Raw genomic sequence first — 26,980 nt, forward strand, 5'->3', positions numbered from 1 at the left:
CCCGTAGAGGACTTTCACCTCCTAGATCAACGCCATGCTCGGCGCACAACAAAAACGCCTCAAGCAATGCTTGAGGCGTTTTTTTATAAGTTAAACTTTTCTATGACTTAACCTTTCGAAAGGTTAGGGTCTAATGGGCTCACGTAACCAGACGGTTTAAGAGCCAACACATCACAGTTAATCTTGTCGATAACATGTTCCGCTGTATTACCAATAAATACGGCAGACAAGCCAGTACGACCCGTTGTACCCAGAATCACCATCGCAGCGTTATTTTCAGAAGCGACGCGAGGAATAACATCTTCAGGCAAGCCTTGCTCAACCACAGTTTGTTCTTCACACATACCATGCTTCTGGCGCAATGCTTTCATTGCCGTTAAGTGATGACCACGAACCGCGTCAGTATAAGACGTTGGGTCAAACTCTGGCAGTTCAATGGTGATATTCGCAGGTGTCACTGGGTAGGCATTCACCAAGAACGGTTCCGCATCCAAACGACCGGTGATCTCTAGCAATCTGTCGACCATCGTATCGTTAAGCTCTAAATGAGCTTCTGTTTCAGAACCTACATGAACTGAAGCAAAAATCTTCGCGTGATCTGGCCAGAAATTGTTTTTAACCAATAGCACTGGGCTAGGGCACTTTCTCAATAAGTGCCAATCGGTTGGAGTGAAGATGACAGATTCCAAGGTATCGTGCTTACGCGTGCCTTTGATTAAGATGTCGTGCTCGCCGCTGTAAACCTCAGCAATGATCGCTTCGTACGGGCGGTTATGCCAAACCACTTGTACATTAAATTCAATAGAATCATCTAGGTAAGGTTCTGCGACTTTATTCATCCAAATTTCGCGTTGGTGAATTACGCCTTTGCGCATTGCGTCTCTTTCATCGATAGAGAGCATAGATGTCATTTCATACGAGAAGTCGTATATCGACAAAAAGAAAGTGATGTGGCTTGTTGAGGTGCTTTTCTTAGCAAGTTGGATAGCACGAACTAGAGCAGGTTGCTCATCGTGATTAATGTCTGCGACAACTAAAATTTTGTTATAGATACTCATAACTAAGCCTACTTTTCAGACCGAACATATAAATAATGTAGCGTAGTTATGGAGAGATTAAGAGAAATATAAGAGGTTTTAAGAGAGAAACATGATGTAGCTCATTATTGAACTACATCATTGATATCTAGACTATTCTTTTGAAACGCCAGCAAGTTCCATCAACGCATCGTGATCTTCGATAGTGATATATTTGCCTTTAACGCTCAAGATGTCTGCTTTTTGGAAGCGACCTAGAAGACGGCTGATTGTTTCAACAGTCAAACCAAGGTAGTTACCAATATCGCCACGAGTCATCGTTAGGCGGAACTCACGCGGGCTGAAGCCACGTTGAGAGAAGCGAGTCGAAAGGTTGTAAAGGAATGCAGCAAGACGCTCTTCCGCGTTCTTCTTAGAAAGAAGCAGAATCATTTCTTGGTCACCTTTAATCTCGTTACTCATCAGGCGCATAATTTGCTGACGCAATTTAGGCATTTTTCCTGATAGGTCATCAAGAATCTCATATGGGATTTCACATACCATAGAAGTTTCTAGCGCTTGTGCAAAACTAGGGTGTTGGTCACCAGTAATCGCATCGAAGCCAACAAGATCGCCCGCTAGGTGGAATGCAGTAATCTGCTCATCACCTTGCTCGGTAATCGTGTAGCTCTTGATCGTTCCAGAGCGAATAGCATATAGAGATTTAAGCTCGTCACCGGCTTTAAATAACTCTTGGCCTTTTTGAATAGGCTTTTTTCTCTCAATGATCTGATCAAGTTGATCGAGTTCAGATTCATTCAAAGTAAACGGAATACAGAGCTGGCTAATACTACAATCCTGGCAATGGATCGCACAGCCACCAGACTGAACACGTTTCGTCACAGGCTTTTCAGAAATCATAACAATCTTTCACTATTTGATATACGTCAATATTTTAGCATTCCTTTATCCAGTTGGGTAGTAAAAAAACCGGATTTAAAGAATGGCTATACGGTATAAATAATGAGCTGTAGTGCCATATAACCGGTATAGAAACCGTAAATGAGGATTAAAATTGCGCCTAGTTGGCGAAATAAGTCAGCTTGTTGCAGTTTCTTGAGGAAATTAGCACCCATACCAACCGTCAGCATCGCTGGGAGCGTCCCTAAACCGAAAGCAAGCATAATACCTGCACCGTTGTACCAACTTCCTGATACGGCCGCCCACGTAAGCATTGAGTAAACTAAGCCACATGGTAGCCAACCCCAAATAAAGCCAAACGGCAAAGCGTGGCTAGGGTGCTTCAAGGGTAGAAATGATTTACCTAAAGGAGAGATATAACGCCATAGCTTCTGTCCGACTTTTTCAAAGAACAACAAGCCGAACCACCATTTACCGATATACAACCCTAAGACGATCATGAAGCCAGCAGCAAATAATCGCAGCCAACCTAGCAGAGCGTTAAAATCGCTTAGCTGACCTATCGAAGAGATTGCACCGCCAATCACACCGCCAATCACGGCATAACTTAGCAAGCGCCCTAGGTTATAAAGTAGGGGAATAACAGGGGAAGGTTTACTGTTGCCAATCGAAAGAAGCGACGCAATACCACCACACATTCCCATGCAGTGACCTGCGCCGATCAATCCAACAACAAAGGCTCCGATCCAATCAGGCGTCATCGTTCTTTTTGTCTACGTTAGTTTGGCTCTCGCCGTTAGCTTTCTCATTCTTGACAGGTTTGCTATCAGAATGGTTGTGAGCCTTTTCGTCTTCATCAAACAGAATGTTGTGACCTTGACGTTCTAGGTCTTCAAACTGTTCGCTCTTCACCGCCCATAGAAAAATACCAACAGCGATGCACACCAGAACAATCGCAATGGGGATCAGAATGTATAAACTTTCCATTATTTACCTTGCTCTTTTAAAAGCCTTAACGAGTTAGACACAACAATAATAGAGCTGGCAGACATGCCCACAACGGCAATGTATGGAGCAACCAAACCCGCAACGGCCAATGGAAGGATGAGTAGGTTGTATCCCAATGACCATGCTAGGTTTTCACGAATTATCTTACGCGTTTTTAACGCCAAAGTACGCGACTTAAGTAATCTATCAAGCTTATCACCCAACAACACCATATCCGCAGAGGCTTTCGCCACATCCGTACCGCCGCCCATAGCGACAGAAAGGTGAGCACCCGCAAGAATAGGGGCATCGTTTATCCCATCGCCAACCATCATAGTAATGTCACTTGCATCTCGAGAGTTCAAGTAAGCAAGTTTATCTTCAGGTTTCGCGTTAGCAACAATATCAGTAATACCGATCTCTTCAGCAACAGGCTTCGCATTGATCAAAGAATCGCCAGTAAGTAGAGTTGTTTTGATGCCCGCTTCTTTAAATTGCTTAATAAACTCGATGCTTTCTTTACGAATGGGATCTTCATAAGTGAACGTCGCGATATGACGGCCCGCCATCGACAAGTAAATGCCGTTGCTTTCCGATGGTTGAGCTTCGCCTAGAATGAATTCGCTACTACCAATCGCAACTTCTTGGCAGTTCCACTCACCAGTGATGCCTGAACCAATTACGTTATTGACAGACTCTACTTCGATATCATCAGAAATATGAGTCTTAAACGCTTTAGCGATAGGGTGGTTAGCGTGTTGTTCCAGGCTCGCCGCTACTTTGAGACAAGTGTCTTTATCAAGTTCAGCGAAGGTTTCAACTTGGCTGATACGAATATCACCCTCAGTCAATGTACCTGTTTTATCGATGATCAAGTGATTTACTTTGCACAAGGTTTCGAATACGTGGCCTTTGCGCAGCAAAATACCGAAGTTACCCATGCGAGACGTTGAGCAAGTAATCGCCGTCGGTGTTGCAAGTGACAGAGCACAAGGGCACGTTGCGACCAATACCGAAAGCATGATCCAGAAAGCGTCTTCTGGTCGTGTTTGGTGCCAGTAAAACCAAGTACCGAATGAGATGATTAAGATCACCGCAACAAAGTATCGAGCCACAACATCAGCAATTTCTGCAATGCGGGGTTTAGACAATTGCGCTTCGTCTTGCAGGCGAACGATATTGGAAATCACCGAATCCGCTTTTGATGTCATCACTTCCAGTTCAAACGACTCATCACCATTCAATGTACCAGCGTAGACAGTATCGCCTTCGTTTTTGACCACATGGATAGATTCGCCAGTCAGCATCGATTCATCGATATGAACTCTGCCAGACAATACTTTGCCATCGGCAGGAATGTGCTCACCCGGTAGAACGCGAATTTGGTCGCCAACTTTTAAGGTTTTGACTGGAACTTGTTCGCCATCTAACGTTGTTGCCATAGCAGGAACGAGCTTAAGCAGGTTACCACTAGCAGCGGCGGCTTTACGACGAGCGCGCATTTCAAGGAAACGACCAAGCAGTAGGAAGAAGGTAAACATCGAGATAGATTCGAAGAATACTTCACCTTTCTCTGTCACCGTTGCGACCAAACTTGCAACGTAGGCAAACAAAAGAGCGATCGACACAGGTACATCCATACCCAATGTTCGACCTTTGAGGCTACGCCACGCGTTGATATAGAAAGGCAATGCAGAGTAGAGCAGAACCGGTGTTGCAAAGATTAAGCTCACCCAACGGAAGTAGCTTTTGAATTCGGGCTCAAGGTTACCGAAGACTTCAAGATACAACGCCACAGCCAGCATCATGACCTGCATGGTTGCTAAACCAGCAATACCAAGACGATAGAGATAATTCTTCATCGATCGATGATAGGCGGCTTCTTGTTGATCAGCCTCAAAAGGTGCGGCTTTGTAGCCTAAGGTATGGATTGCAGACAACAGCTCGCTCAGTTTCGTCTGAGTGTTGTCCCAACTGAGCAGGGCGCGGTTAGTCGTGGTATTAACACGAATACTAACAACCCCTAACTTTGAAGAGACTTGCTTTTCAATAAGCCAAGCACAAGCAGCACAAGAGACACCTTCTAGTGACAATGTCACTTCAGAGGTGTTTTCAGAGTTACGGACGAACTCCAATTGAACATCTTCGTTGTCGTAATGACTGAGTGCCAGAAGTTGCTCTGGCACGAGATCCGCTTTTTCAGCTGGAGCGGTACGATATTGGTAGTAAGAGACCAGACCGCTATCAACGATTGTCTGGGCTACGGTTTCGCAACCCGGACAACACATAGGTCGCACCGATCCTAAGATTTCTACTTTAAAATCCGTTTCCGCTGGTACATCTTCACCGCAGTGATAACAGGATTCACACATAAGCTTTAGTTCGTTAGTTGAGTAGGAGTATCAATAGGGAAGTTCATGCGACCTTGCACTAACCATTCAGAATCATGCGGCGAAAGCTCGATAAACCATGGACCTTGCATTTCATGGTCCAGAGTCAACGTGTAGTTGCCTCTCGCATCAGCGGTCAGTAGCTGAGTAAAATCACGGTCAGGCAGCGTTCGGTGCACGAACATTGCGCTAATAGCAGGGAAGTGGTCTAGTTTGCCTTTGTCGAGAGTAATGATAACTGAGTTACCTTTCTCGCTAACTGAAGCTGATAAGCCAAGCTCTTTAGCAACATTTACTTTCGAAATGTCGACATTAATACCTTTACCTTTTTTATAGTAATCTTCAGTGACAACGTTAACTGAATGGTTGGTAAGTATCGCGACTCGAACCAATGTTAGCATAGAAACGCCAACGGTTAGGAAGATCAAAAACCACGGCCAAAACTGCTTATACCAAGGTTGTTCCATATTATTATTCTCAATATATACAATGAAATAAAACTAATTTTTACAAAAACTTAAGGTTATAACTGTAAAAGAAAGACAGCCCCTTAAGAAGGGGCTGTTATTATTATGTTACTCTTTATCTGAGTTGCTGAGGCTCCAGACGTAGGCAGAGACGAGCTGAACCTTATCCTCACCGAGGATGTCCTTCCAAGCCGGCATTACACCAGAACGTCCGTACATGACTGTTTCCGTCACATCAGCGCGAGAATCGCCAAATAGCCAGTCGCGGTCAGTCAAGTCAGGTGCGCCAACAGCAGGGTTACCCTTACCATCAGTACCGTGACACGCTGCACACACTACAAAGCGAGCTTTACCAGCCTCTGCTTCACGTGCGTTTACGCTACGACCAGAAAGGCTAAGCGTGTAGCTAACTACTTCTTTTACGCCTTCTTCGCCAAGAGCGTCTTTCCAACCTGGCATTTGACCGACACGACCATGCATGATGGTAGTAACGATAGCTTGTGGTTCACCACCATATAGCCATGCGTCATCAGTTAGGTTCGGGAAACCTTTCTGACCACGTGCATCAGAGCCGTGACACTGAGAACAGTTTTGTAGGAACAAACGTTGGCCCACTTTGATTGCATCGGCATCTGATGCAATGTCAGGGACAGAACGTAGACCGTTTTCGTCGTGAGCTAGCTTTCTGAAAGCTTCACCAAAGTAGGTGTCAGCATCATCAAGTTCTTTCGCGTATGCGTCTAACTGTTTGTTTGCTTGCGCAGCAGCGATTGCAGAGCGAGACTCTTCTACGCTACGAACTGTTTGGTTTGAACTCGTCCAACCTAGTAGACCTTTAAAGTTGCCAAGGCCTGGGTATAGAGCTAGATAAACAGCTGCAAACACAATTGTGCTAACGAAAAGGTATGTCCACCATTTAGGTAGCGGGTTATTAAGCTCACGAATACCATCGTATTCATGGCCCATATCCTGACCTTCTTCTACACCTGTTTTATCGTTGGAACACCAACGAAGTAAGGCTGCACAGCCAATCAATGTACCGATTGTGATTACTGTTACCCAAATACTCCAGAATGTACTCATTACTTCGTCACTCCTTGATTTTTATCTTTCGCAGGTGCTTCATCAGCGAACACTAGGTTTGCATCTTCGTCGAAGCGCGACTTACGATTTTTACCGAAAGCCCACCAAACGATGCCGATGAAACAAGCAAAAACAGTAACAGTCCAAACACTTTGAAATGTAATAATGTCCATAATTATTCCTTATTTCATTGCGTGGCCAAGCGATTGAAGGTAAGCGATGATTGCATCCATCTCTGTTTTTCCTTCAACATCTTGTTTAGCGTTAGCAATTTGTTCGTCTGTGTAAGGAACACCAAATTGATTACGGAAGATTTCAAGCTTCTGTTTAGTCAATTTGCCATCAAGTACATTCTCAGCAAGCCATGGGAAACCAGGCATGTTTGATTCAGGAACAAGTTCGCGAGGGTCGATAAGGTGAACGCGGTGCCACTCATCAGAGTAACGATCACCAACACGCGCTAAATCAGGACCAGTACGCTTAGAACCCCATAGGAATGGGTGTTCCCAAACGCTTTCGCCAGCTACAGAGTAGTGACCGTAACGTTCAGTTTCAGAGCGGAAAGGACGAATCATTTGGCTGTGACATACGTTACAACCTTCGCGAATGTAGATATCACGACCTTCCATTTCCAGAGCAGAGTAAACACGTAGATTTTCTACAGGTTCAGTAGTCTGCTTTTGGAAAATAAGTGGGGTAATTTCTACTAAAGCACCAAAACTGATAGCAATAACGATAAGAATCGCTAGTAGGCCAACATTCTTCTCTACCAACTCATGGCGATTATTTGAATTTGAGCTCATTCTAAATCTCCTTAAGCCGGTTGAGGGATAGCTTTAAGGCTATCTTTAGGTGCAGAAACAGTTTTGTACGTGTTGTATGCCATTAAGAACATACCAGATAGGAAGATGAAACCACCTAAGAAACGTACAAAGTAGAACGGGTAAGACGCTTCTACAGATTCAACGAAGCTGTAAGTTAATGTACCGTCAGAGTTAACTGCACGCCACATCAGACCTTGCATCACGCCAGAGATCCACATTGCTACAATGTAGAAAACCGTACCAATCGTTGCTAACCAGAAGTGAACATTGATTAGGGATACAGAGTACATACGCTCTTGACCAAATAGTTTAGGAACTAAGTGGTAAACCGAACCGATAGAAACCATTGCAACCCAACCTAACGCACCAGAGTGAACGTGACCGATAGTCCAGTCCGTGTAGTGAGATAGTGCGTTAACCGTTTTGATTGCCATCATTGGGCCTTCGAAAGTCGACATGCCGTAGAATGATAGAGAAACGATTAGGAAACGTAGGATTGGGTCGTAGCGAAGCTTATGCCACGCACCAGATAGAGTCATAATACCGTTGATCATGCCACCCCAAGATGGAGCAAACAGAACCAAAGACATAACCATACCTAGAGATTGAGTCCAGTCAGGAAGTGCAGTGTAGTGTAGGTGGTGAGGACCAGCCCAGATATACAGAGACACGAGAGCCCAGAAGTGAACAATCGACAAACGGTAAGAGTAAACAGGGCGACCAGCTTGTTTAGGAACGAAGTAGTACATCATGCCTAGGAAACCAGCTGTCAATAGGAAGCCTACCGCATTGTGTCCGTACCACCATTGCACCATTGCATCGATCGCTCCGGAATAAATCGAGTACGATTTAAACGCAGAGACAGGAACAGCTAGGCTGTTAACGATGTGCAACACGGCAACCGTGATAATGAAGGCTCCGAAGAACCAGTTTGCTACGTAAATGTGCGATGTCTTACGTTTAATCATGGTTCCGAAGAACACGACCGCATAAGCTACCCACACAAGAGTAATAGCAATATCGATTGGCCATTCAAGTTCTGCGTATTCTTTACCAGAGGTTAAACCTAACGGTAAAGTAATTGCAGCGGACAGGATAATCGCTTGCCAACCCCAAAAGGTAAAGGCTACGAGAGGGCCACCAAAGAGACGCGTCTGACAGGTACGTTGTACAACATAATATGATGTTGCAAACAGCGCACTTGTACCGAACGCAAAAATAACCGCATTAGTATGCAGGGGACGTAAACGACTGTACGTCAACCACGGCGTATCAAAGTTTAGCTGTGGCCAAACTAATTGAGCGGCAATCAAAACACCAACGCCCATACCGACAATACCCCACAAAATTGTAACTAGGGTAAATTGACGGACGACCGTATAGTTGTAGTTTTGTTCAAGCTGCTTTTCTTGGCTCATTTGCATGCTTCCAATTTCTTATTTACTACACTTTACTTCCAACACGACTCACGTCGTAATGCCACCCAAATTAGAAAAGGAAATTCAGCCTATTCAGGGCTTTATTTCCACTTGCTGATTTTAAAAAAAAGTGGCATTTTCAACGCGACACTATACTTGAATTAACAAATCAATGACAGAGTAGTAACCTTACGCTTGGTCTGGAATTGGATTTTTATTTAAAAACTTTGAACTTTGTAACAAGGAGTAAAGATTATAATGGCGGCACAAAAGCTAACAAAAGGCAGGCTTGTTCAAATTATCGTCATGTTGGTTATTTTAATAGCTGCATTTACTTGGAGAACAGTAACATACGATAATAACGAAACAGTAAACTGTATAGTTTCAAAACCTTGTAAATTTGGTATTGATAATCATAATGTTTCAGTTTCAAGCAATAACCTAGGGTATTCGATCGAAACATCTAAAACTGGCAAATTTATCATTAGCTATAATGAAAGCGGAATTCTGGAAGAAAAAGGACCATCAAATTGGCTGTTACAAACTAGTGATAAGACCTCCTCAATAACGGTTACATTTCCACAACAGGTGAGCACGTTTTCTGTAAACCTTTCTAAGGAGTAACAGAGAGAAACTGGGGCACACCTCGGTTCTTTTGATAGAAACATGTACCAAATCAGTGAAACACAATGCATTAAAGTGTTATAAAGAGAGCATTAATAAAGTTACCCAGAATCTATGAAATTTCTATCAAAAGTCTCTTACTCCCTAGACGATAAAATCGCAGTAGATGAGTTGCTCAGCGGGGTGGAAAACCCTGACGATATTGCTTGTCTTATTTGCTACTGCACAGAAGAGTATTCGACACTCGCTGTGCAGAGATATTTCGTAGATGCTCTCCCGAACACTCCCATACATGGCTGTACTACTTGTCACGGCATTATGACCGAAACTGGTTTTCATTCTGGTCCAGTCATTGGCGTCCTCATTATTCATGACTCGGGGATCAACGCCTATGGTACGGGAATCGAACATTTCAGCGACTCCATAGACCGCAGTACCTTCAGCGCGATAGACAAAGCACTCAAGAACGCCAACCGAGAAGGTGAAATTCCTGATCTTATCTTGCTGCATTCCACACCGGGTAACGAAGAAAAGGTGATGGCGGCTATCGATAAGAAATTTGGTACTGAAGTGCCAATTATTGGTGGCAGTGCTGCAGACAACCAGGTTTCCGGAAATTGGAGTATCTTCACCGAAGAGTCGCTGTCTATAAATGGTGTGTCTTTAACGGTAGTGTTTGCGTCTCAGTCCATCTATTCCTCTTTCAGCGCGGGTCATACGCCTACGCGGTATTCAGGCACCGTGACCAAAGTAAGAAACCGAATTTTGTTGGAGATAGACCACAGGCCAGCCGTCACCGTTTACAACGAATGGACTAATTTCCACTTAGATGGCAGTGATGATGGCTACATATTCGAAAAGTCGTCAGTCTACCCATTAGGCAGGAAAGTCGGCTCTTCTTACGATTACCCATATTTCAAATTGTCTCATTCGATCAGAGAGACGGAGTGTAATGGGATTGAGCTGTTCACAGACATCAGTGAAGGCGACACCATCTACCTGATGCAAGGGTCTAAGCAGCAGTTGATTAGCCGCGCCGCGAATATCATTCACTCCTCATACTACAACGACATGGATCTTGAAGAGAAACTAGGGGCGATCAATATCTTTTGTGCAGGCCCAATGTTGAACCTTAAACAAGATATGGATGAGGTTTGTGACCAAATAAATCAAGCACTTAATGGGCTCCCATACATATGTCCATTTACGTTTGGTGAACAAGGCAGGCTCTCTGGTGGCGAGAATGCACACGGGAATTTAATGGTATCGTCTGCAACGTTTTATAGGTTGAAAAAGTAATGGGTTCTGAAGGTCAAGAAGCGCTGCAAGAAGCACGTATTGAACTGCAAAAACTAAAAGCCCGTGAGCGAAAGCTGGCTGAAGAGAACAGGGTGATCTTATCAACCATCTCTGCGATCAGTAAGGCAAGTAACATATCTGAGATATTCTCCAGTCTCGAGTTCGTGCTCAAAAAATACATTAAGTTTGATGACTTTATCGTGGTATCAAGGGTAGGGAACGAAGGCAGTTTCAAAACCCTGCTAAGCAATAACAAAGTCTTCGAACAGATGAATTGGAGTGATTGTGGCAAGTTATCTCGAGTGATCAATGGAGAATGCGCCATCCTTTTTGAACCCAAGTCTCTGGGTGAATTCAATTCCTTACATCCCATTATCCTCGATCAAATCAACTCTGTTCTAATTACTGGTATCGATAGCGGACTAACACAATCCGTCATCATCTTTATCCACTCGAATACCAAGCACTTTAGTATTGAAACTAAGGCCACACTAAACCGTTTTCGACCGTTGATAGAGCGTGCTGTTTTCGATATTGAGAACAAAGAAAAGCTTGAAGCAACCGTTCGAGAACGTACCGCAGAGCTTGTCACAGCAAGAAAAGACGCAGAAAGAGCCAACAAGGCCAAGTCTGAATTCCTCGCGATGATGAGTCATGAATTAAGAACACCGCTAAATGCCATAATTGGCCTAATAGACACCCTAAAATCCACATCATTGAACGAAGAACAACAGTCTATACTGCTTAATATGAGCACATCATCTGAGCTATTGCTGGCAATTATCAGTGACGTATTGGATTTTTCTAAGATTGAATCTGGGTGTTTCTCGTTGGCTCCTCAATGGAGCAACGTAAGAGACACTGTAACTTTTGTATTATCTGAACAAAAGAAGACAGCAGACGATAAAGGTTTGCCACTAACAGTAACTAGCGATATCCCTGAAGGTGAACTTCATTACATCGACCCAAGTCGCTTGGCACAGATCCTATTTAATTTGATCGGTAACGCGATTAAGTTCACTGAGCGTGGGCATGTCCATGTTTCTATAAAGTACCAGCAGAGCTCTTTCTATATAACGGTGGAAGACACAGGGATTGGCATTAGCTCGCAACAACTTTCGTCGCTGTTCAGTCCATTTGTGCAAGCTGATAGCACAATCACACGTAGATTTGGTGGCACAGGTTTAGGCTTGGCCATCACTAAAAGACTGGTTGAACTGATGCGCGGGCGCATATCGGTAAAGAGTGAGCCTGGAAAAGGCTCCAAATTCGAAGTACAGTTGCCAGTGCTTACTAGAGTTACGAATAATCTGGCTAACAAAGAAGACGAATCTTCACGAGAGTTAAGAAGCCGTTATTCCGTGTTAGTTGTCGAAGACAATCCAACGAATCAAATGGTGATAAAGTTAATCCTTACAAGACAAGGCCACGAGGTTTTCATCGCAAGTAATGGTGAAGAAGCGATTGGCTTTATTGAAAGAGGCAACGAATCAATAGACATTATCTTAATGGATGTGTCGATGCCGGTCATGGATGGATTAACCACAACCAAATACATGAGAGACGCAAACATCAAAACACCAATCGTTGCGCTAACAGCACACACATCAGTAGAAGACAAATGTTCGTGCTTAGATGTCGGCATGAATGATTTCGTGACCAAGCCAGTAAGAACTAAAGAGATCACAGAAGCAATTGATCGATTAATGCTTGAAGTCTAATAAACGTATTCTTAATCGAAGATTAGGAAATATGTTTATTAGGTATTTTATGGTAAATAGCCTTACTGTTAAATAGAACATCGATTTGGTAGATAAACAAGAGGCAGGGCATCGCACAAAGATACCTGCCTTATAAATACCAAACACCATTTAACATAATATACATAATACGTACCAAAAAGGAGATTGAAATCTGAGAGGTTTCAGGGCCTGTTACTCGCGTAATTTTACGTACAGCGCCGCATGAATCTATCTATTTAATTACTGGCTGGCTTTGACTCCGCGTTAATTGGATTAAATCGTGATGGCTTTATCACATGTCTGCTCAAACTTAATTAAGACTTCTAATTACGGATGCCTCTCCAAAGTTAGTCCAGAGTCTCTGCTGGTTGAGTGTTAAAAGCTATTACCCTGATTTTGCTTACCAAAAGAACCTAGATGATTAACGCTTCCACTAACTCTCGGTCTATTGTCCGTACTACCAATAAACTGAAAAGACTTGGTTACTCTTGTTCGCTAGATTTAACGGTCCCAAAAGACCAAGCGAACTCCCGAATCATCTAGTCTTGTTTACCTATGTTGGCTTGTTCTTCACCAAATTGAATCAACTATCAACGTCATCAGTAACATCCGTACTCGTTTTTCAAACCACTAACTTTGAATTTTCTGATGCCCAACGGTCATTGTTACCAAACTGCGTTGCCATCCAAAACGAACTTCTATAAACGACTTGGCTAATCGTAAGTTACAGTGCAACATAAATTCTATTAACCTCTGTCTGGACTATATTAACTTGTCTCATAACTGCGATAATGACACTTCTATTACCAACAAGTCTTTAAAATCAGATGTTTAGGCTAGTTCTCAATTAGTTAGAGTATCTTTTGTTTGTTAACATATTCTGGAACAGAATAACTTATTATCTTAGAAGGCTTTACATGAAAATCAGTACAATCGCCCTATCGCTATTCACCGCTTTTTTTGGCATCAGCTCGCAGGCGCTTGCTAGTGAAAACGAAAACTCACCTAGAGAGCATGGTCATTTTTATGCTGGTGTTGATATCGGCTTTTATAATGAAACTGAATTAGAATATCGTGGCAGCGCCATTGAAGATTCATCTGATCTATCAGACTTTAGCTATAACTTGGTTGGAGGCTACGAATTCAATACACATGATGTCGTCAAACTGGGGCTAGAAGCCGAGTACCGAAAAATCGGAAAAGTTAGCTATAACGACTTAATGGATATTGAAGGCCATGCTTTCTTCGTAAACATTAAACCAAAGTTTATTGTTGAAGGTGACGTATTAGATCTGTATGTATCTTTATTAGCCGGTGTTGGCTCTATGGATATGGAAGCGAAAGCTTTTGGAGTATCAGACTCTAAGTCTGAAGCAGCCTACCAAGTTGGTGCTGAGCTTGGTGCGATGGTAACAGACAACATCGATATCCATATTGGTTACCGCTATGCAAACGTTGAAATTGAATCCATCGATGTGTCACCTCAAACCGCTTACCTAGGTGCAAGGTACCACTTCTAAACTTGATTCACTCGTAGGCTCAATACTACTAAAGCCGTCCTTTTAAAGCTCGGCTTTAATTTTGATCACCTATTTCCCTACTCGACCTCTACTTTGACAATTCAATTCAACCATAAATAAAGTTACGTTGTATCTTCTGTAAAAAGTTACAACTTGAAAGCTTTGTCCTAACGCAAAATAAACCACTTTAACAGGCTACTACTTCGTGTTTAAATTTTGATCTATCAAACAGTTATATGAATAAATTTGGTGATTAAGCAATCAAATGCTATGCATTCAATCCTTAAAAATAAATTAAAGTGTTAACATCAGGCAATTTTGTAAACTAGGTGTTTGATATGTTGCCTAAACTTTATAAGTTCAGATCGCTCCACGACAGAAACATACAATCTATTTCCGAGTGTTCGTTGTGGTTTGATTACGCTAAAACTTTTAATAACCCTTTTGAATCTAACCACGTATTCAACAAAGAGCTTCAACAAAACTTTAAGATCATGTGTTTCTCTCAGTCGAGCGACCACCCAATACTATGGTCGCAGTATGGTGACAACTTTAAAGGCATGTGTATCGAGTATGATCTCAACTGCTATAACGGTGAGGCCAATCTCAACTGTTTTGAAGTCCAGTATGAAGACGAACCGAATATGTTCCGCCCGGCATCGCTAAGAGGTTTACAAACATCAAGACTGGGAGCTGAGATATTCAAAATTAAGCATTCTAATTGGCGTTATGAAAAGGAATACCGCTGGGTATTACCTGATGACGAGATGATCGGAAATAAACTCTACCTTAATAGAGAGTGCCTAAGCTCGGTGATTCTGTCAGAGCACGCTCCTGCCGACAGGAAATTGAAAGTTCTGATGACTTGCCAGCGCCTTGGTATCCCTGTTAAACACGCAATAGCAAAGCAAGAGTCGTTTACCTTCGAAGTGGTCAGTTAAGTAGAGTGTAATCCTACTGTTTAGCGCCAAAACAAGACATTCACATAAAGTTACAGCGCAACAAAAAAGAGAGCGACATTAATGAGACTCTCTCTTTTTATTACATGTTCACCGTAAGCTTTCCCAATCCTTTATCTTGCATCTGCTCAATCGTCGCGATAGACATTTGAACAGTTGAAAACCAATAAGGTCGGTGCTTAACGTTAAATAGTTCACTATTATCTAACGCCTCGAAAACAGAATATTTTCTACCTTGAGCCAAAGCTGCACCATAAACCGTTCGCTCAAGTACTGGAATGTCATTCACTTCCTCTAGAAGTGCCCTCTTGATGAACTGATTTCCAGGGCTCCAATCTATAAATTCAACGAGGTTTTTTAGTAGCTTAAGCTCTAGCTGCTCGACCATTGATTCAAGAAACTGTGTGTTTGGCATCACCTCAGTACAAGCATAATATTCGTCATGCTTGTCACTTGCTTCACGATAACCAAGCATCGTTTTTACCAATGCGTCTTCAAACGTTGAAGAAAAGTGGTTACAAATTAAAAACAAAGGCAGAACTCTCAACACACCAAGTAAAATGCCTACGTTAGGATCTTTAACCGACGTTTCTTGAAGTCGAATTCGAGTCGCATTTGACGTCACGACCAAGTGTTGCCAAACCTTAGGTGTGATGTGTTTAATGTTGCCATCATTCCACTTAATCAGCTGTTGACTCATTAACAATGGGAACAATAAACGACAATTTTCTATTCCTATTTGTCGTGCTGCAACTTTTGGATCGAGAATTACCTTAGATTTCTTTCCATATTTATCTGCAAACTCTTGATTGGAAACAAACTCGATTAAACTTGAGCTCAATGGCCTACTTTTCGCGGATATTTCATGGAGTTTGGAAAAGTTTAAAGATGGCGAATACGCAACACTAGCGAACTGATTGTAATCGGGTAAGTCTGAAAACAACGAACTTATTAAGGTACCTTGAAGCTTCTCAAGCATTAGCGCAGAAGCGGCATTGCTGACATCATCGATAACGTATCGTAAGGTTTGTTGCTTCGCGTCGACTTTTTCACGATGAGCATTGACTCTATCCTGCTCGCAGCGCAATAAAATACGTTGATTGTGAGATATGCGGTCAGATTCATCAAATATGACACTATCACAATACCTATTTTCCAAACTTAGTAACGTGTCTACTGTAGATTGTGCGAGCTTATATTCAGGTGAGATTAACCATCGATTAAAGCGAGCTTCAACATTGATTGAGACCTTCCTTGAGATCTCAACTACTTCAGGGGTATAACTTTTATTTGCTAACAACAACCGTGACTTTCCTTTGCCGTAAATGCTCTTGTATCGGCATATCCTGCCTTTATAACAAAACTAATATTAATAGAAATTAGAGATTGGTTCACGAAATTGTTTCAATAAAATTAAGGATATTTAGTTATAGTGCGTTGAGAGTGGCTAGTGTGTGATATGTAGCCGGATATACTTTTCTGGAAAGCTGTATTTGAACCTTTTCTTCGTCGGTAGGTGTTTTTTCGCCTGCTTGCAAACTTTACTATCTCCAGACGTTTTCACCTTTTTGATTCTTGCATAACCTTTAGAGTGCTTCATCTCAATCATCAGATCGCAATAACCCTCGAAATCAACATTACTCTTGTTGAGCCCTTTCATGACGGTGACTTTTATCTTTTTAGCTACAGGATTAACCAATGCATCGTCGGGAAAAGCGACTGGGGATAAAAAACATAATAGTAATACTAGATATCTCATACTGCTCTCTCTTTGTTGAGGGTGAGAACAGTATGCGGAGATTTAAGAGAAATGAAGGATTAACTTAGTATGAGGATTGACCAGCTAACGCGTAACTCTCAACGATTACGCTTTCTTTGAGCCTTTAGACTTAAAACCATTATGCGGGAACACGTTACGAATACGTTGCTGTACGTTTTTAGGAACATCTTTAGTGAACTTGAGATTGTAACCAGAACGTTTTGCATACACTTTTAGCTCGCCTTTAAAGGTATTGTTATGACCAATCTCTTGAAGGTTGTGCTTAAAGCTCGGTGGAAGATGCCCTTTAACTTGTTCGATCGCCCCGTCGCTAAATTTAATTTTCAATACCGGTCGATCGACTGCTACTAACCAAAAAACTAATACCGCACCGATTAAGATTACGTACATCATAATGTCACCACTACTGTTGATGGTTATTTATCGTCAGAAAGGAGCTTGCTTAAGTCTTCTTTGAGGCTAGTCACCGTCTTGCTGGCCTGCTCACTACGAGACGCTTCGCTAACCAAATACTCGATGGCATCTGAGAGCGTACAACCTAGCTCGTTCGCACGTTGAGATAGCTTTTCCCATACACGGTAATCAAGGTCGATTGATTTCTTCTTTGTATGAACTTGTTCAGCATTGAAGTGGCGTTTTCGCTTAGCTCTGATCGCTTGTTTAAGCTTGTTATCGAGCTCAGGAGACATGTTGTTAGAGATCCACTCAAGAACACCCGTAGGCTGGTGTTCCAGCTTCAATAAGGCTTGAACAGCAACGTCAGCTTCACTTGAATCAATATGGCAAGTAATCGATTCACCTTCTTTCCACTTTTTGACCAGATAGTTCCATTTCCAACCACATTCCAAGTTTTCAAGTTGCTGATATTTCATGTCTAATCTCGAGAGTTAATCCTAGTGACAGCGTAACCCAGAATAGGTTATTTCACAATTATTGTCTTGAAAGAATAGACCAAGATCATACTTATATTAGCTTAGTGATTAGTAACTACCACATAGAGCTACAAGCGAGATCGGTTTTTCTATATACTCCCTACCTCATTATCATAATCAGAAACTTAAATGACTCAAGTAGATTGGCGACATGTTACGCCTCAGTACGACGAATATAGCGCTCAATTAGAGCAATTCCCTGACATCTCGCCTTTCCCGTTTTCAGATATTCAACATAGATTCAAAGATGCGCTAACCCGCTTTGTTCGCTTGTCTAACCTTTCGCGCGTTTTACTGGTAAATGCTCCGGACAATTCAATCTATCGTCAAATGATTGTTGAATCTCTAGTCACTGCTTTAGATGATCACACTCTGCCGGTTATCAAAACTGAGTCTTTAAATGCTGCCTCTCTATTTGACCAAGTTCAATCGAAAGACGGTAAGGTTATTGCGACAAAACCTGGCCTACTGGCTAGAGCAAACAACGGTTATCTGATCGTTTCAGCAAACCTGATCTTGGCAAACCCAGGAAGCTGGTTACTGCTTAAATCTGCGCTGCTTGGTGAAGCTGTAGAGCCTATCAGCAGTAACCCTGAACACTTGAATCAGTCGCCAACCTTACCTCTTACTTACAATATTAAGTTAATTGTAGTTGGAGACAGAGCTCAACTAGGTGACCTTGATTACCTAGACAGCGATATTCAAACCGGTTTTTGCCTATTCAGCGAAATTGAACAGGACATTAAGCTCTCAGAAGACACTCTGACTCAATATCTTGGTTACCTTAAGTGGCTTCAACAACGCTATGAATTACCAAACATCACGCAACAAGCGTTGACTGGCATTCTTACTGCCGGAGCAAGAGAAACCGAAGATCAAAGCTATATCCCACTGTGCCCTATTTGGCACAACGCGTTATTGAACGAAGCTTTGATTGAAGCCGACAATGGTGAGATTGATATTCACCATATCCAGCAAGCTCAACAGCACAAATACAACCGTGAATCTTATCTACCAGAACGCGCCCTTGATGATATTCGTGATGGCCAAGTCATTATCGAAACTGAAGGTGAACAAGTTGGTCAAGTTAATGGATTGACGGTCATCGATGTTCCGGGACACCCAATATCGTATGGTGAACCTGCACGAATTTCCTGTGTTATTCACTTTGGTGATGGTGATATTGCCGATGTTGAGCGCAAAGCCGAGCTGGGTGGTAATCTTCATGCTAAAGGCATGATGATCATGCAAGCATTTGTGAGCAGCGCACTAAACCTTGAAGATCCATTACCATACGCAGCTTCCGTAGTATTTGAGCAGTCTTACTGCGAAGTAGATGGCGATAGTGCTTCTCTTGCGGAGTTGTGTTCTCTGGTTAGTGCTTTGTCTGAATACCCTATCAATCAACAAATTGCGGTTACAGGTGCAGTTGACCAATTTGGACGTGTGCAAGCTGTTGGCGGGCTAAACGAGAAAATCGAAGGCTTCTACCATGTGTGTAAGCACAACGGCTTAACAGGCGAACAAGGTGTGATCCTTCCAAGATCGAACTTAAGGCATCTTGCACTAAAGCCTGACCTTATTGAAAGCATTAAGAATGAAGAATTCCATATTTGGTCTGTGTCTAATGTAGACGAAGCAATTCCTCTCATTATGAACAAACCATTTAGAGACGATGAACAAGAAAGCGTTCTGAGTAAAATCGCGGAACGTATTGAAAACTTTGAAAGACATGAGCACCCTATTGGAATCGTTGGACGCATTAAAAACTGGTTTGTCTAGTACTGATCGGACTTGTTTAGCGTACACCTGTTCACTAATATGCACCTATCAAAAATCGGAGTAATTGATAATGCAAAACAAACGTGATTCTTACACTCGCGAAGAGCTTCTAGCATCAAGCCAAGGCGAACTATGGCCACAAGGCCCTCAACTACCAGCACCGAACATGCTAATGATGGATCGCATCACTAAGATGTCTGAAACTGAAGGTGATTACGGTAAAGGTTTAGTTCTTGCTGAGCTGGATATTACTCCTGACCTATGGTTCTTCGATTGTCACTTCCCAGGTGACCCTGTAATGCCTGGTTGTCTAGGCCTTGACGCAATGTGGCAGCTGGTTGGTTTCTACCTTGGTTGGGTTGGCGGCGAAGGTAAAGGTCGTGCTCTAGGGGTTGGCGAAGTGAAATTCACTGGTCAAATTCTGCCTACAGCGAAAAAAGTAACTTACGAGATCCACATGAAGCGTGTTGTTAACCGTCGTCTAGTTATGGGCCTTGCGGATGGTCGCGTACTTGTTGATGGTAAAGAGATCTACGTTGCTAAAGATTTGAAAGTTGGCCTTTTCCAAGATACGTCAGCATTCTAATCTAATAGTTAGATTTTTAGTAAAGCAGCCCATGGCTGCTTTATTTTCGTTCCAATAAATTTAGTTATAGTGCATTAAAGTATCCCGTATTAAGCTTGAAACAGGATAAATCCACCAGCGATACGCTTATGATAGCGAAACTAGAATGCTACATAGCTCTGGGAGTCTTTGTGTTGTTCTGAAACTAACAAGGCTCCAGCCGTTGTAATCAACAGACAATGGAGCCCTGACCTTGAATTCTTTACGCCCTATCTACTTATAGAGACCTGATTGCTTGTCATCTTTGGCGTCACGCCATCCACCTAACCAATAAGACCGAGAATCCATTTGGCTATATGGGCAAGCTTCTTGCGACCGTCCATTTAAACCAGCCTTGTAGCCTTGAGATTGTGCTCGTTCTAGTCGATCACGCTTTTGTCTCTTCATAGTGCAGTCCTCATACGGGTGTTACATTTACTAACATACAATGATTACAACTTTACGGAGTTTTTGTGACTCCAACTTTAAGAATCGGTCAAATTTTCACTTTTCTCAAGGTGAAAAAAAGCCCGAGTTCAGAATTGTGAACTCGGGCTCAGGAGATAAAATTATTTAAATTTTCTGCGGAACCCTAATAGACCAAGCACAGTCAAAGTTAACCAACCTAGGCTACCACCTTGGCGCTCAACTTTCTCGGTGTCGGTGCTACGAGTTACTACGCTATCAATGTCAGAGCCAGTGTCATACCTTGCTCCCTTGATTGGGATAAGCTTAACAGCTACAACCTTTTCGACTGCGTTAGATGAGGCACCACCACAGTATGAGTTGTGTGATGTTGTGTCATAAGGCTTATCATTACCGTCGACTGTACATTTGATAGCCGTTGCTGAAATCACGCCAGCATCATTGATATCCGTCGCATCAATGATTCTAAATTGGTTATTGTGACTAGACGCATCACCATCATTTGTTAAGTCATCTAACCACCATGCTTTACCACCAAAAATATCAACACGGCGTTCATCAGTTGAAGACGGGAGATCGTAAGGGTAGATAAAGCCTCTATGTCTACGCTCACTACCATCAACCTCACGAGTGGTTTCTGCATCTATTTGACCGACAAACTCATTGAAGTTGTTAACGGCTTTAGCTTCACCACTTGAGCCACCAAAGAAGATACCACCAGACAGGTATGTTGCCGTCGGAGTCACTGCAGATGCATCCGTAACAACGAAAATCTTGTTACCTGCACTACCGCTCTCTGGTACATAACCATTACGCTTAGAATAACCCACAGCAAACAAGTTATCGTTGATGTCAGTAGCAACGGAGTTACTGTATCTCGCATCATCGTTAGATGAACCAGACTTAACCTCTGCACCGCTAATAACTTTCGTTGACCAAGAGCCTGAAATGTCTAATGAATCACTAACAAAAACACTTGCGTTCATGTCTTGAAGGTCGCCATTCCCATCTACAGTGTTGTAACCGACACCATAAAAGATCGAACTCGACTCAACAATTGAACGCATACTGCCTTGAGCAAAATAATCGCCTTGTTGGGCATTACCACTTCTGACCCAATCAATTTCTTTTGTTGTTGTGCCACCCCAAATTGCCGCTTTAGAAGCAAACGCCTTATCTGGTTCAGAAGTGTCAGTCGGATCAAACTCTTCAGAGATACTACCTACATTGTAAACGGTACCGTTGCTTGCCGTTATCGCTTTCCAAGCACGAGTTTCTGAAGCTCCAGTTGGCGCCGCTGTCGTCGTAAACAATGCATTATTGCGAATATCATCTTTGGATTTGATCCCCACAGGTTGGGCATTCTCATCTAAAGAATTGATTACCGTATTGCGAGTTTCAAAAGTATCCCCACCTTCAACAAACGCTTTCGCATTTACGTGAGTAAGGTCATTTCTTTCCTTACTCCAAGTGTCATTCCAACGGTTTTCAGCCCAACTTTCACATGTAGAATATCTCAGCTCTCGATAACAATAGTTTTCGAAATCATCACGCTCTTGAATGTACTGAAATGGTGCATCCATTGCGAATGGTACTTCTTCACGATAACTTACCGCTTCAAGCGTATCGCGAGTCTCACCAGCAAGTTTAAATGCACTATCGGTACAGTTGGTTGCAGCTGAATCGAAGCAACCTAACGCAAGCTCATTCGTTCCGTCTGTCGCAACACCAGGTTGAATCGCCACACCATTGATTTCAGAGGCACCTGTAATTGAAGGAGTGACTTCAACGACCTTGTAAAGCGCAGCATTGGCATTAGTTGCAGCTAAAACTAATGCTGCAACTGTAGTTAATTTAAATTTAGTACAAGTCATTATTACTTCTTAACTTTCCTGTTGTAGTGCCTCGAGCTCTTCCCAGCGCTCAAAAGCAACTTCAAGCTCCTGCTCTGCTGCAGATAGCTTATCTAAAACTGGTTGTGTCTGCTCTACAGATTTTGAAAAGAAGCTGGGATCGTTGACTTCTTCCTGAAGAGTTTCAATTTGAGTTTCCAATTCTTCTAAACGCATTGGTAGCGCTTCTAGTTCTCGTTGTAGCTTATACGATAACTTCTTAGGTTTAGCCTTAACTGGCGCAGTTTTGGGAGTTTCCTCAACTACTTTCTCGGGCTTTGATGGCTTTTCAACCTGTCGGTACTCTAATGCCTGCTTTCTTTGCTGCTGGGCATCATGGTAACCACCAACAAATTCTTCAATAACGCCATTACCTTCAAAGATCCAACTTGTCATTACCGTATTATCAACAAACTGACGATCGTGGCTCACTAAAAGCAGCGTACCCTGATAGTTGGCAAGCAAATCTTCTAAAAGTTCCAAAGTTTCGATATCTAGATCGTTGGTTGGCTCATCGAGAATCAACAAGTTGTTCGACTTAAGGAAAATACGCGCCAATAACAGACGGTTTTTCTCACCACCAGATAGTGCTTTAACAGGAGTGCGAGCACGTTTTGGAGAGAATAAGAAATCTTGTAAGTAGCTTAGAGCATGACGCTCACGGCCACCTACGGTCACTTCTTGCTTACCATCCGCGAGGTTATCAATTACAGACTTCTCAGGGTCTAGAATTTCGCGGTATTGGTCAAAGTAAGCGACTTCAAGCTTAGTACCACAATGCAAACGACCTGAATCAGGCTTAAGCTGGTCAAGAAGCAGCTTAAGTACCGTACTCTTACCACAACCGTTAGGACCAATCAGAGCGATTCGATCGCCACGCATGATGTTGAAGCTGAAGTCCTTAACAATTTCTTTGCCTTCAAAGCCAAAGTTAAGATTCTCAGCTTCAAATACAATCTTGCCTGAACGCTGGCCATCGTCGATTTGGATAATCGCTTTGCCCTGCACTTCACGACGGTTCAAACGTTCTTCACGTAGCTTCTTAAGCGCACGAACACGGCCTTCGTTACGAGTACGACGAGCTTTGATGCCCTGACGAATCCAAACTTCCTCTTGAGCAAGCTTCTTATCGAATTCAGCGTTTTGCATTTCTTCAACACGAAGCGCCTCTTCTTTCTCAACAAGGTAATTTTCGTAATCGCCCGGGAAAGAGCTCAATTTACCGCGATCAAGATCGACAATACGTGTTGCCATCGATTTAATGAACGCACGGTCATGCGAGATAAAGATGATTGAACCGCGGAAGTCTTTCAGGAAACCCTCTAACCATTCAATGGTCGCAACATCCAAGTGGTTAGTCGGTTCGTCAAGTAGAAGCACGTCAGGGTCACATACAAGCGCACGAGCAAGCGCCGCTTTACGTTGCCAACCACCAGATAAATCAGTCAGCTTTGTTTCAGCTGTCAACTTAAGTGCAGCCAATACGTTGCTTACGCGATCTTCAAAGCGCCATGCATTCGCATGATCCAGTTGTTCTTGAACGCGAGTAAGACGATTTAGGTTCTTTTCACTAGGGTCAGTACCGATGAGATCCAGAAGATCATGATAGATCTTCAGCTGTTCACCGATTTCCGCTAGGCCACCAGCAACGTAATCATAAACGGTACCTTGCTCATTGCGCGGTGGATCTTGCTCAAGGCGAGATACAACCACATCTTGCGTGATTTGCATCTTACCGTCGTCCATGATGATGTTTCCAGATAGGATTTTCATCAATGTCGACTTACCAGCGCCATTGCGCCCTACTAAACATACACGTTCGTTTTCTTGCAGCACGAAGTCCGCACGATCTAATAATGGGTGATCACCAAATGCTAATTGCCCATTATGAATTGTAAGTAATGCCATTCTTCTTTAACCAATCATTAAGTTCTAACAAGCCAAATGGCCAGTTAAGCTCTGAGCTTTGAGAAAGGTCAGAGCTTTCAAATTTGAGCACCGGAATAGTGACCCCGTAACGGGAAAAGAGCTCATCATCAAATGCAATGTCAACAACGTTGACGTGATGGCTAATGTTTAACTGTTCCGTGAGTTGGAATGCCATCTCACATAGATGGCACCCTTCTGTACTGTAGAGAGTCAGCACTATATATCCTTATACGATCTCTTAACTACTTATGTGTAATCAACCAGCAATTATGAATGTGCTTATTGCGAGAGAAGTCCAATGGAAGTGTCTTCGCTGAGATATTCTGAGCCTTAAGACCTAACTCATCTAGAGCTTCCAAGTCCATTTTGAAGTGGCGCTTGTTGTTAGAGAACACAATCGTGCCTTCTTCACGAAGAAGACGTTTAAGGTTTTCCATCAGCTGAATGTGATCACGTTGAACATCGAAAGATTGATCCATACGCTTTGAGTTAGAGAACGTAGGTGGATCGATAAAGATCAGATCATAAGAACCCTGCTCTTTAGCTAGCCATTGTAGACAGTCAGCTTGAACAAACTGATGTTGACGACCAACACGACCGTTAAGCTCCATGTTCTCTTTCGCCCACTCTAGGTAGGTATTAGACATATCAACAGTAGTTGTAGAACGAGCACCACCCACAGCAGCATGAACAGATGCACTTCCTGTATAAGCAAACAAGTTTAGGAAATCCTTACCTGCGGCCATCTCACCGATACGACGACGAGTGATCTTATGATCTAGGAACAACCCGGTATCTAGGTAATCATGAAGATTAACAATCAGCTTAACGCCATACTCGTTCACTTCTAAGTTCGATGAGTCTTGAGCCAATTTCTGGTATTGAGAACGGCCTTTCTGTTTCTGACGAACTTTAAGCACAACGTTGTTTGCTTCTACGCCTGTTACTTGAATAGAAGCACGGATGATATCGGTTAAGCGACGTTTTGCCTTCTCTTCCGGTACATCTTTAGGCGCTGCGTATTCTTGAATCACAAGGTGACCTGGGTATACATCAATCGCTACATTGTATTCTGGTAAGTCCGCATCGTAGATACGGTAACAATCTAATTGCTCTTTCTTAGCCCACTTGCCAATTTTACCGATGTTCTTTTTAAGACGGTTCGCGAAATCAGGTGCAATCAATTGTTCTTGCTCGCCTGATGGACGCTCTGACATCGGACGATCTGAAATTGAGTAGTTCTTTTGGTGACACGGTAACGCACCGTTGTTCAACTTGAACTGTTTATCTGCACGCATGCGTAAGCAGCTTAGTAGCTCGTCTGAGCTAGAGAAGATAGATGCGTTACAGCCACCAAATTCAGCTTTGAGCTGTGCACCGAATGCTGTGTAAAGTGCAATAAGACCCGGCTCGGTACCTAAACGCTCACCATAAGGCGGGTTAGAAACAATCACACCATCCGTAAATTCCGTAGGGCGTTTAAGTTTTGCAGCATCGCCTACTTCGAATTCAATCAACTCTTCAACACCGGCACGACGAGCATTGTCACGCGCTGTTTTGATCATACGTTCATCATTGTCGTAGCCATAGAACTTACATTCCACTTTCTTAACACCACGACGACCTTGAACGTTCGCTTCAGCTTTCACTTCAGCCCATAGCTCTGGTTCGAAATCTTCTAGTGATTCAAAACACCACTTCTGACGTTTAACACCTGGAGCCATGTTTGCAGCCATCATCGCCGCTTCAATCACTAACGTACCTGAACCACACATTGGATCTAGGAAAGGCTTAGTTGCGTCCCAACCACTACGAAGAAGAATCGCGGCAGCAAGAGTTTCACGTAGTGGTGCTCGACCTGATTCAGGACGGTAACCACGTTGGTGAAGACCGCTACCTACCATATCAACACCAAGAATCGCTTTATCACGGTGTAAACGAACGTGGATACGAATGTCTGGGTTCTCTTTGCTAATAGAAGGACGAGGTAAAGACTTCTTCTCAAAGCAATCAACAACGGCATCTTTTACTTTCATCGCACCGTATTGGCTATTACGGATTTCGTTGTTCGTACCATTGAAGTCAACAACAAAACGCTTAGAGCTATGGAATTGATTTACCCAGTTAACCGCAGTGGTTGATAGGTACAAATCCATGTCGTCCATACAAGTGAATTCAGAAAGGACACGTACAAATCGAGAAGCCAAACGGCTCCACAAACAACAACGATAAATTTGCTCATTGGTCGCTTTGAATTTAACACCTGCTTGAACAGGTTTTGCGTTTGTAATCCCTAGTTGGGTTAGTTCTTCAACTAATAAATTCTCAAGGCCGTTTGAGGTAACCGCTAGATATTGATTCATAGTGTTCTTTTATTGATAAAAA

The 26,980-nt window shown here is 42.8% G+C and carries 26 protein-coding genes; 7 read left to right on the forward strand and 19 right to left on the reverse strand.

What is annotated here, in order from left to right:
* Positions 1–107 precede the first annotated feature (107 nt).
* The 10 genes from uspE to ccoN form a co-directional block, all read right to left on the reverse strand.
* Positions 108–1,058, reverse strand: a complete 951-nt coding sequence (gene uspE, locus AB6D58_RS08085) for a universal stress protein UspE (protein ID WP_136982176.1) — start codon at positions 1,056–1,058, stop codon at positions 108–110.
* Between the two features lie 132 nt (positions 1,059–1,190).
* On the reverse strand, positions 1,191–1,937 hold the full coding sequence (locus tag AB6D58_RS08090) for an FNR family transcription factor (RefSeq protein ID WP_017059637.1): 747 nt from the start codon (positions 1,935–1,937) through the stop codon (positions 1,191–1,193).
* A gap of 86 nt (positions 1,938–2,023) precedes the next feature.
* Complete coding sequence (locus AB6D58_RS08095) at positions 2,024–2,698, reverse strand: sulfite exporter TauE/SafE family protein (RefSeq protein ID WP_017070548.1); 675 nt, start codon at positions 2,696–2,698, stop codon at positions 2,024–2,026.
* Complete coding sequence (ccoS, locus tag AB6D58_RS08100) at positions 2,688–2,924, reverse strand: cbb3-type cytochrome oxidase assembly protein CcoS (protein WP_017070549.1); 237 nt, start codon at positions 2,922–2,924, stop codon at positions 2,688–2,690. The genes AB6D58_RS08095 and ccoS overlap by 11 nt, the downstream gene beginning before the upstream one ends.
* Positions 2,924–5,296: a heavy metal translocating P-type ATPase metal-binding domain-containing protein gene (locus AB6D58_RS08105; protein ID WP_136982177.1), complete on the reverse strand. Its 2,373-nt coding sequence runs from the start codon at positions 5,294–5,296 to the stop codon at positions 2,924–2,926. Before AB6D58_RS08105 ends, ccoS begins: the two co-directional genes overlap by 1 nt.
* A gap of 5 nt (positions 5,297–5,301) precedes the next feature.
* On the reverse strand, positions 5,302–5,781 hold the full coding sequence (locus AB6D58_RS08110; protein WP_017059641.1) for a FixH family protein: 480 nt from the start codon (positions 5,779–5,781) through the stop codon (positions 5,302–5,304).
* Between the two features lie 108 nt (positions 5,782–5,889).
* Positions 5,890–6,864: a cytochrome-c oxidase, cbb3-type subunit III gene (gene ccoP / locus AB6D58_RS08115; protein ID WP_017063857.1), complete on the reverse strand. Its 975-nt coding sequence runs from the start codon at positions 6,862–6,864 to the stop codon at positions 5,890–5,892.
* Positions 6,864–7,037, reverse strand: coding sequence for a CcoQ/FixQ family Cbb3-type cytochrome c oxidase assembly chaperone (locus AB6D58_RS08120; protein WP_004733679.1), 174 nt, complete (start codon positions 7,035–7,037; stop codon positions 6,864–6,866). The genes ccoP and AB6D58_RS08120 overlap by 1 nt, the downstream gene beginning before the upstream one ends.
* 9 nt (positions 7,038–7,046) lie before the next feature.
* Positions 7,047–7,667: a cytochrome-c oxidase, cbb3-type subunit II gene (ccoO, locus tag AB6D58_RS08125; protein WP_017059643.1), complete on the reverse strand. Its 621-nt coding sequence runs from the start codon at positions 7,665–7,667 to the stop codon at positions 7,047–7,049.
* 11 nt (positions 7,668–7,678) lie between these two features.
* Positions 7,679–9,112, reverse strand: a complete 1,434-nt coding sequence (gene ccoN, locus AB6D58_RS08130) for a cytochrome-c oxidase, cbb3-type subunit I (RefSeq protein WP_009846707.1) — start codon at positions 9,110–9,112, stop codon at positions 7,679–7,681.
* Positions 9,113–9,364: 252 nt separating this feature from the next.
* Here ccoN and AB6D58_RS08135 point away from each other — a divergent pair, with 252 nt between their 5' ends.
* From AB6D58_RS08135 to AB6D58_RS08155, 5 genes are all read left to right on the forward strand, one after another.
* A complete protein-coding gene (locus AB6D58_RS08135) occupies positions 9,365–9,730 on the forward strand; it encodes a hypothetical protein (RefSeq protein ID WP_017059645.1) in 366 nt (121 codons plus the stop codon).
* Between the two features lie 114 nt (positions 9,731–9,844).
* Positions 9,845–11,029: an FIST signal transduction protein gene (locus AB6D58_RS08140; protein WP_017063855.1), complete on the forward strand. Its 1,185-nt coding sequence runs from the start codon at positions 9,845–9,847 to the stop codon at positions 11,027–11,029.
* Entirely contained in the window at positions 11,029–12,750 is a 1,722-nt protein-coding gene (locus AB6D58_RS08145) for an ATP-binding protein (protein ID WP_017059647.1), read from the forward strand. Before AB6D58_RS08140 ends, AB6D58_RS08145 begins: the two co-directional genes overlap by 1 nt.
* Positions 12,751–13,688: 938 nt before the next feature.
* The gene (locus AB6D58_RS08150) at positions 13,689–14,291 is read left to right on the forward strand and encodes a porin family protein (RefSeq protein WP_017059668.1); all 603 of its coding nucleotides are present in this window, start codon (positions 13,689–13,691) and stop codon (positions 14,289–14,291) included.
* Between the two features lie 338 nt (positions 14,292–14,629).
* Entirely contained in the window at positions 14,630–15,232 is a 603-nt protein-coding gene (locus tag AB6D58_RS08155) for a DUF2971 domain-containing protein (RefSeq protein ID WP_136982178.1), read from the forward strand.
* A 100-nt stretch (positions 15,233–15,332) separates the two neighbouring features.
* Here the strand turns inward: AB6D58_RS08155 and AB6D58_RS08160 are convergent, their stop codons facing one another.
* From AB6D58_RS08160 to matP, 4 genes are all read right to left on the reverse strand, one after another.
* Entirely contained in the window at positions 15,333–16,553 is a 1,221-nt protein-coding gene (locus AB6D58_RS08160; protein ID WP_017066879.1) for a hypothetical protein, read from the reverse strand.
* 144 nt (positions 16,554–16,697) lie between these two features.
* Entirely contained in the window at positions 16,698–17,009 is a 312-nt protein-coding gene (locus AB6D58_RS08165) for a hypothetical protein (protein ID WP_136982179.1), read from the reverse strand.
* 105 nt (positions 17,010–17,114) lie between these two features.
* Positions 17,115–17,423: a DUF3634 family protein gene (locus AB6D58_RS08170; RefSeq protein ID WP_017059672.1), complete on the reverse strand. Its 309-nt coding sequence runs from the start codon at positions 17,421–17,423 to the stop codon at positions 17,115–17,117.
* Between the two features lie 23 nt (positions 17,424–17,446).
* Positions 17,447–17,902: a macrodomain Ter protein MatP gene (gene matP, locus AB6D58_RS08175; protein ID WP_010440786.1), complete on the reverse strand. Its 456-nt coding sequence runs from the start codon at positions 17,900–17,902 to the stop codon at positions 17,447–17,449.
* A gap of 189 nt (positions 17,903–18,091) precedes the next feature.
* Between matP and AB6D58_RS08180 the strand changes: the two genes are divergently transcribed.
* Both AB6D58_RS08180 and fabA read left to right on the forward strand, forming a co-directional pair.
* Positions 18,092–19,744 carry a Lon protease family protein gene (locus AB6D58_RS08180; RefSeq protein ID WP_017066880.1) on the forward strand — a complete coding sequence of 551 codons (1,653 nt, stop codon included), beginning with the start codon at positions 18,092–18,094 and terminating at the stop codon, positions 19,742–19,744.
* 70 nt (positions 19,745–19,814) lie between these two features.
* Positions 19,815–20,330 carry a bifunctional 3-hydroxydecanoyl-ACP dehydratase/trans-2-decenoyl-ACP isomerase gene (gene fabA / locus AB6D58_RS08185; RefSeq protein WP_017059675.1) on the forward strand — a complete coding sequence of 172 codons (516 nt, stop codon included), beginning with the start codon at positions 19,815–19,817 and terminating at the stop codon, positions 20,328–20,330.
* A 252-nt stretch (positions 20,331–20,582) separates the two neighbouring features.
* Here the strand turns inward: fabA and rmf are convergent, their stop codons facing one another.
* The 5 genes from rmf to rlmKL form a co-directional block, all read right to left on the reverse strand.
* The gene (gene rmf / locus AB6D58_RS08190; protein WP_017059676.1) at positions 20,583–20,756 is read right to left on the reverse strand and encodes a ribosome modulation factor; all 174 of its coding nucleotides are present in this window, start codon (positions 20,754–20,756) and stop codon (positions 20,583–20,585) included.
* A gap of 161 nt (positions 20,757–20,917) precedes the next feature.
* Positions 20,918–22,648, reverse strand: a complete 1,731-nt coding sequence (locus tag AB6D58_RS08195; protein WP_136982181.1) for a DUF3466 family protein — start codon at positions 22,646–22,648, stop codon at positions 20,918–20,920.
* Positions 22,649–22,657: 9 nt separating this feature from the next.
* Positions 22,658–24,574 (reverse strand): ABC transporter ATP-binding protein, encoded by a 1,917-nt coding sequence (locus AB6D58_RS08200; RefSeq protein WP_136982182.1) that lies wholly within the window; start codon positions 24,572–24,574, stop codon positions 22,658–22,660.
* The gene (locus AB6D58_RS08205) at positions 24,552–24,812 is read right to left on the reverse strand and encodes a glutaredoxin family protein (RefSeq protein WP_019823251.1); all 261 of its coding nucleotides are present in this window, start codon (positions 24,810–24,812) and stop codon (positions 24,552–24,554) included. The genes AB6D58_RS08200 and AB6D58_RS08205 overlap by 23 nt, the downstream gene beginning before the upstream one ends.
* Positions 24,813–24,837: 25 nt before the next feature.
* Positions 24,838–26,958, reverse strand: a complete 2,121-nt coding sequence (gene rlmKL, locus AB6D58_RS08210) for a bifunctional 23S rRNA (guanine(2069)-N(7))-methyltransferase RlmK/23S rRNA (guanine(2445)-N(2))-methyltransferase RlmL (protein ID WP_017059679.1) — start codon at positions 26,956–26,958, stop codon at positions 24,838–24,840.
* Positions 26,959–26,980 lie beyond the last annotated feature (22 nt).

Origin of the sequence: Vibrio sp. 10N.239.312.D08 (assembly GCF_041466145.1) — a bacterium.
Lineage (GTDB): Bacteria > Pseudomonadota > Gammaproteobacteria > Enterobacterales > Vibrionaceae > Vibrio > Vibrio crassostreae_C.

Coding starts and splice junctions, on each gene's coding strand:
- uspE (WP_136982176.1), bottom strand. CDS start 1,058: ATGAGTATCTATAACAAAATTTTAGTTGTCGCAGACATTAATCACGAT.
- AB6D58_RS08090 (WP_017059637.1), bottom strand. CDS start 1,937: ATGATTTCTGAAAAGCCTGTGACGAAACGTGTTCAGTCTGGTGGCTGT.
- AB6D58_RS08095 (WP_017070548.1), bottom strand. CDS start 2,698: ATGACGCCTGATTGGATCGGAGCCTTTGTTGTTGGATTGATCGGCGCA.
- ccoS (WP_017070549.1), bottom strand. CDS start 2,924: ATGGAAAGTTTATACATTCTGATCCCCATTGCGATTGTTCTGGTGTGC.
- AB6D58_RS08105 (WP_136982177.1), bottom strand. CDS start 5,296: ATGTGTGAATCCTGTTATCACTGCGGTGAAGATGTACCAGCGGAAACG.
- AB6D58_RS08110 (WP_017059641.1), bottom strand. CDS start 5,781: ATGGAACAACCTTGGTATAAGCAGTTTTGGCCGTGGTTTTTGATCTTC.
- ccoP (WP_017063857.1), bottom strand. CDS start 6,864: ATGAGTACATTCTGGAGTATTTGGGTAACAGTAATCACAATCGGTACA.
- AB6D58_RS08120 (WP_004733679.1), bottom strand. CDS start 7,037: ATGGACATTATTACATTTCAAAGTGTTTGGACTGTTACTGTTTTTGCT.
- ccoO (WP_017059643.1), bottom strand. CDS start 7,667: ATGAGCTCAAATTCAAATAATCGCCATGAGTTGGTAGAGAAGAATGTT.
- ccoN (WP_009846707.1), bottom strand. CDS start 9,112: ATGCAAATGAGCCAAGAAAAGCAGCTTGAACAAAACTACAACTATACG.
- AB6D58_RS08135 (WP_017059645.1), top strand. CDS start 9,365: ATGGCGGCACAAAAGCTAACAAAAGGCAGGCTTGTTCAAATTATCGTC.
- AB6D58_RS08140 (WP_017063855.1), top strand. CDS start 9,845: ATGAAATTTCTATCAAAAGTCTCTTACTCCCTAGACGATAAAATCGCA.
- AB6D58_RS08145 (WP_017059647.1), top strand. CDS start 11,029: ATGGGTTCTGAAGGTCAAGAAGCGCTGCAAGAAGCACGTATTGAACTG.
- AB6D58_RS08150 (WP_017059668.1), top strand. CDS start 13,689: ATGAAAATCAGTACAATCGCCCTATCGCTATTCACCGCTTTTTTTGGC.
- AB6D58_RS08155 (WP_136982178.1), top strand. CDS start 14,630: ATGTTGCCTAAACTTTATAAGTTCAGATCGCTCCACGACAGAAACATA.
- AB6D58_RS08165 (WP_136982179.1), bottom strand. CDS start 17,009: ATGAGATATCTAGTATTACTATTATGTTTTTTATCCCCAGTCGCTTTT.
- AB6D58_RS08170 (WP_017059672.1), bottom strand. CDS start 17,423: ATGATGTACGTAATCTTAATCGGTGCGGTATTAGTTTTTTGGTTAGTA.
- matP (WP_010440786.1), bottom strand. CDS start 17,902: ATGAAATATCAGCAACTTGAAAACTTGGAATGTGGTTGGAAATGGAAC.
- AB6D58_RS08180 (WP_017066880.1), top strand. CDS start 18,092: ATGACTCAAGTAGATTGGCGACATGTTACGCCTCAGTACGACGAATAT.
- fabA (WP_017059675.1), top strand. CDS start 19,815: ATGCAAAACAAACGTGATTCTTACACTCGCGAAGAGCTTCTAGCATCA.
- rmf (WP_017059676.1), bottom strand. CDS start 20,756: ATGAAGAGACAAAAGCGTGATCGACTAGAACGAGCACAATCTCAAGGC.
- AB6D58_RS08195 (WP_136982181.1), bottom strand. CDS start 22,648: ATGACTTGTACTAAATTTAAATTAACTACAGTTGCAGCATTAGTTTTA.
- AB6D58_RS08200 (WP_136982182.1), bottom strand. CDS start 24,574: ATGGCATTACTTACAATTCATAATGGGCAATTAGCATTTGGTGATCAC.
- rlmKL (WP_017059679.1), bottom strand. CDS start 26,958: ATGAATCAATATCTAGCGGTTACCTCAAACGGCCTTGAGAATTTATTA.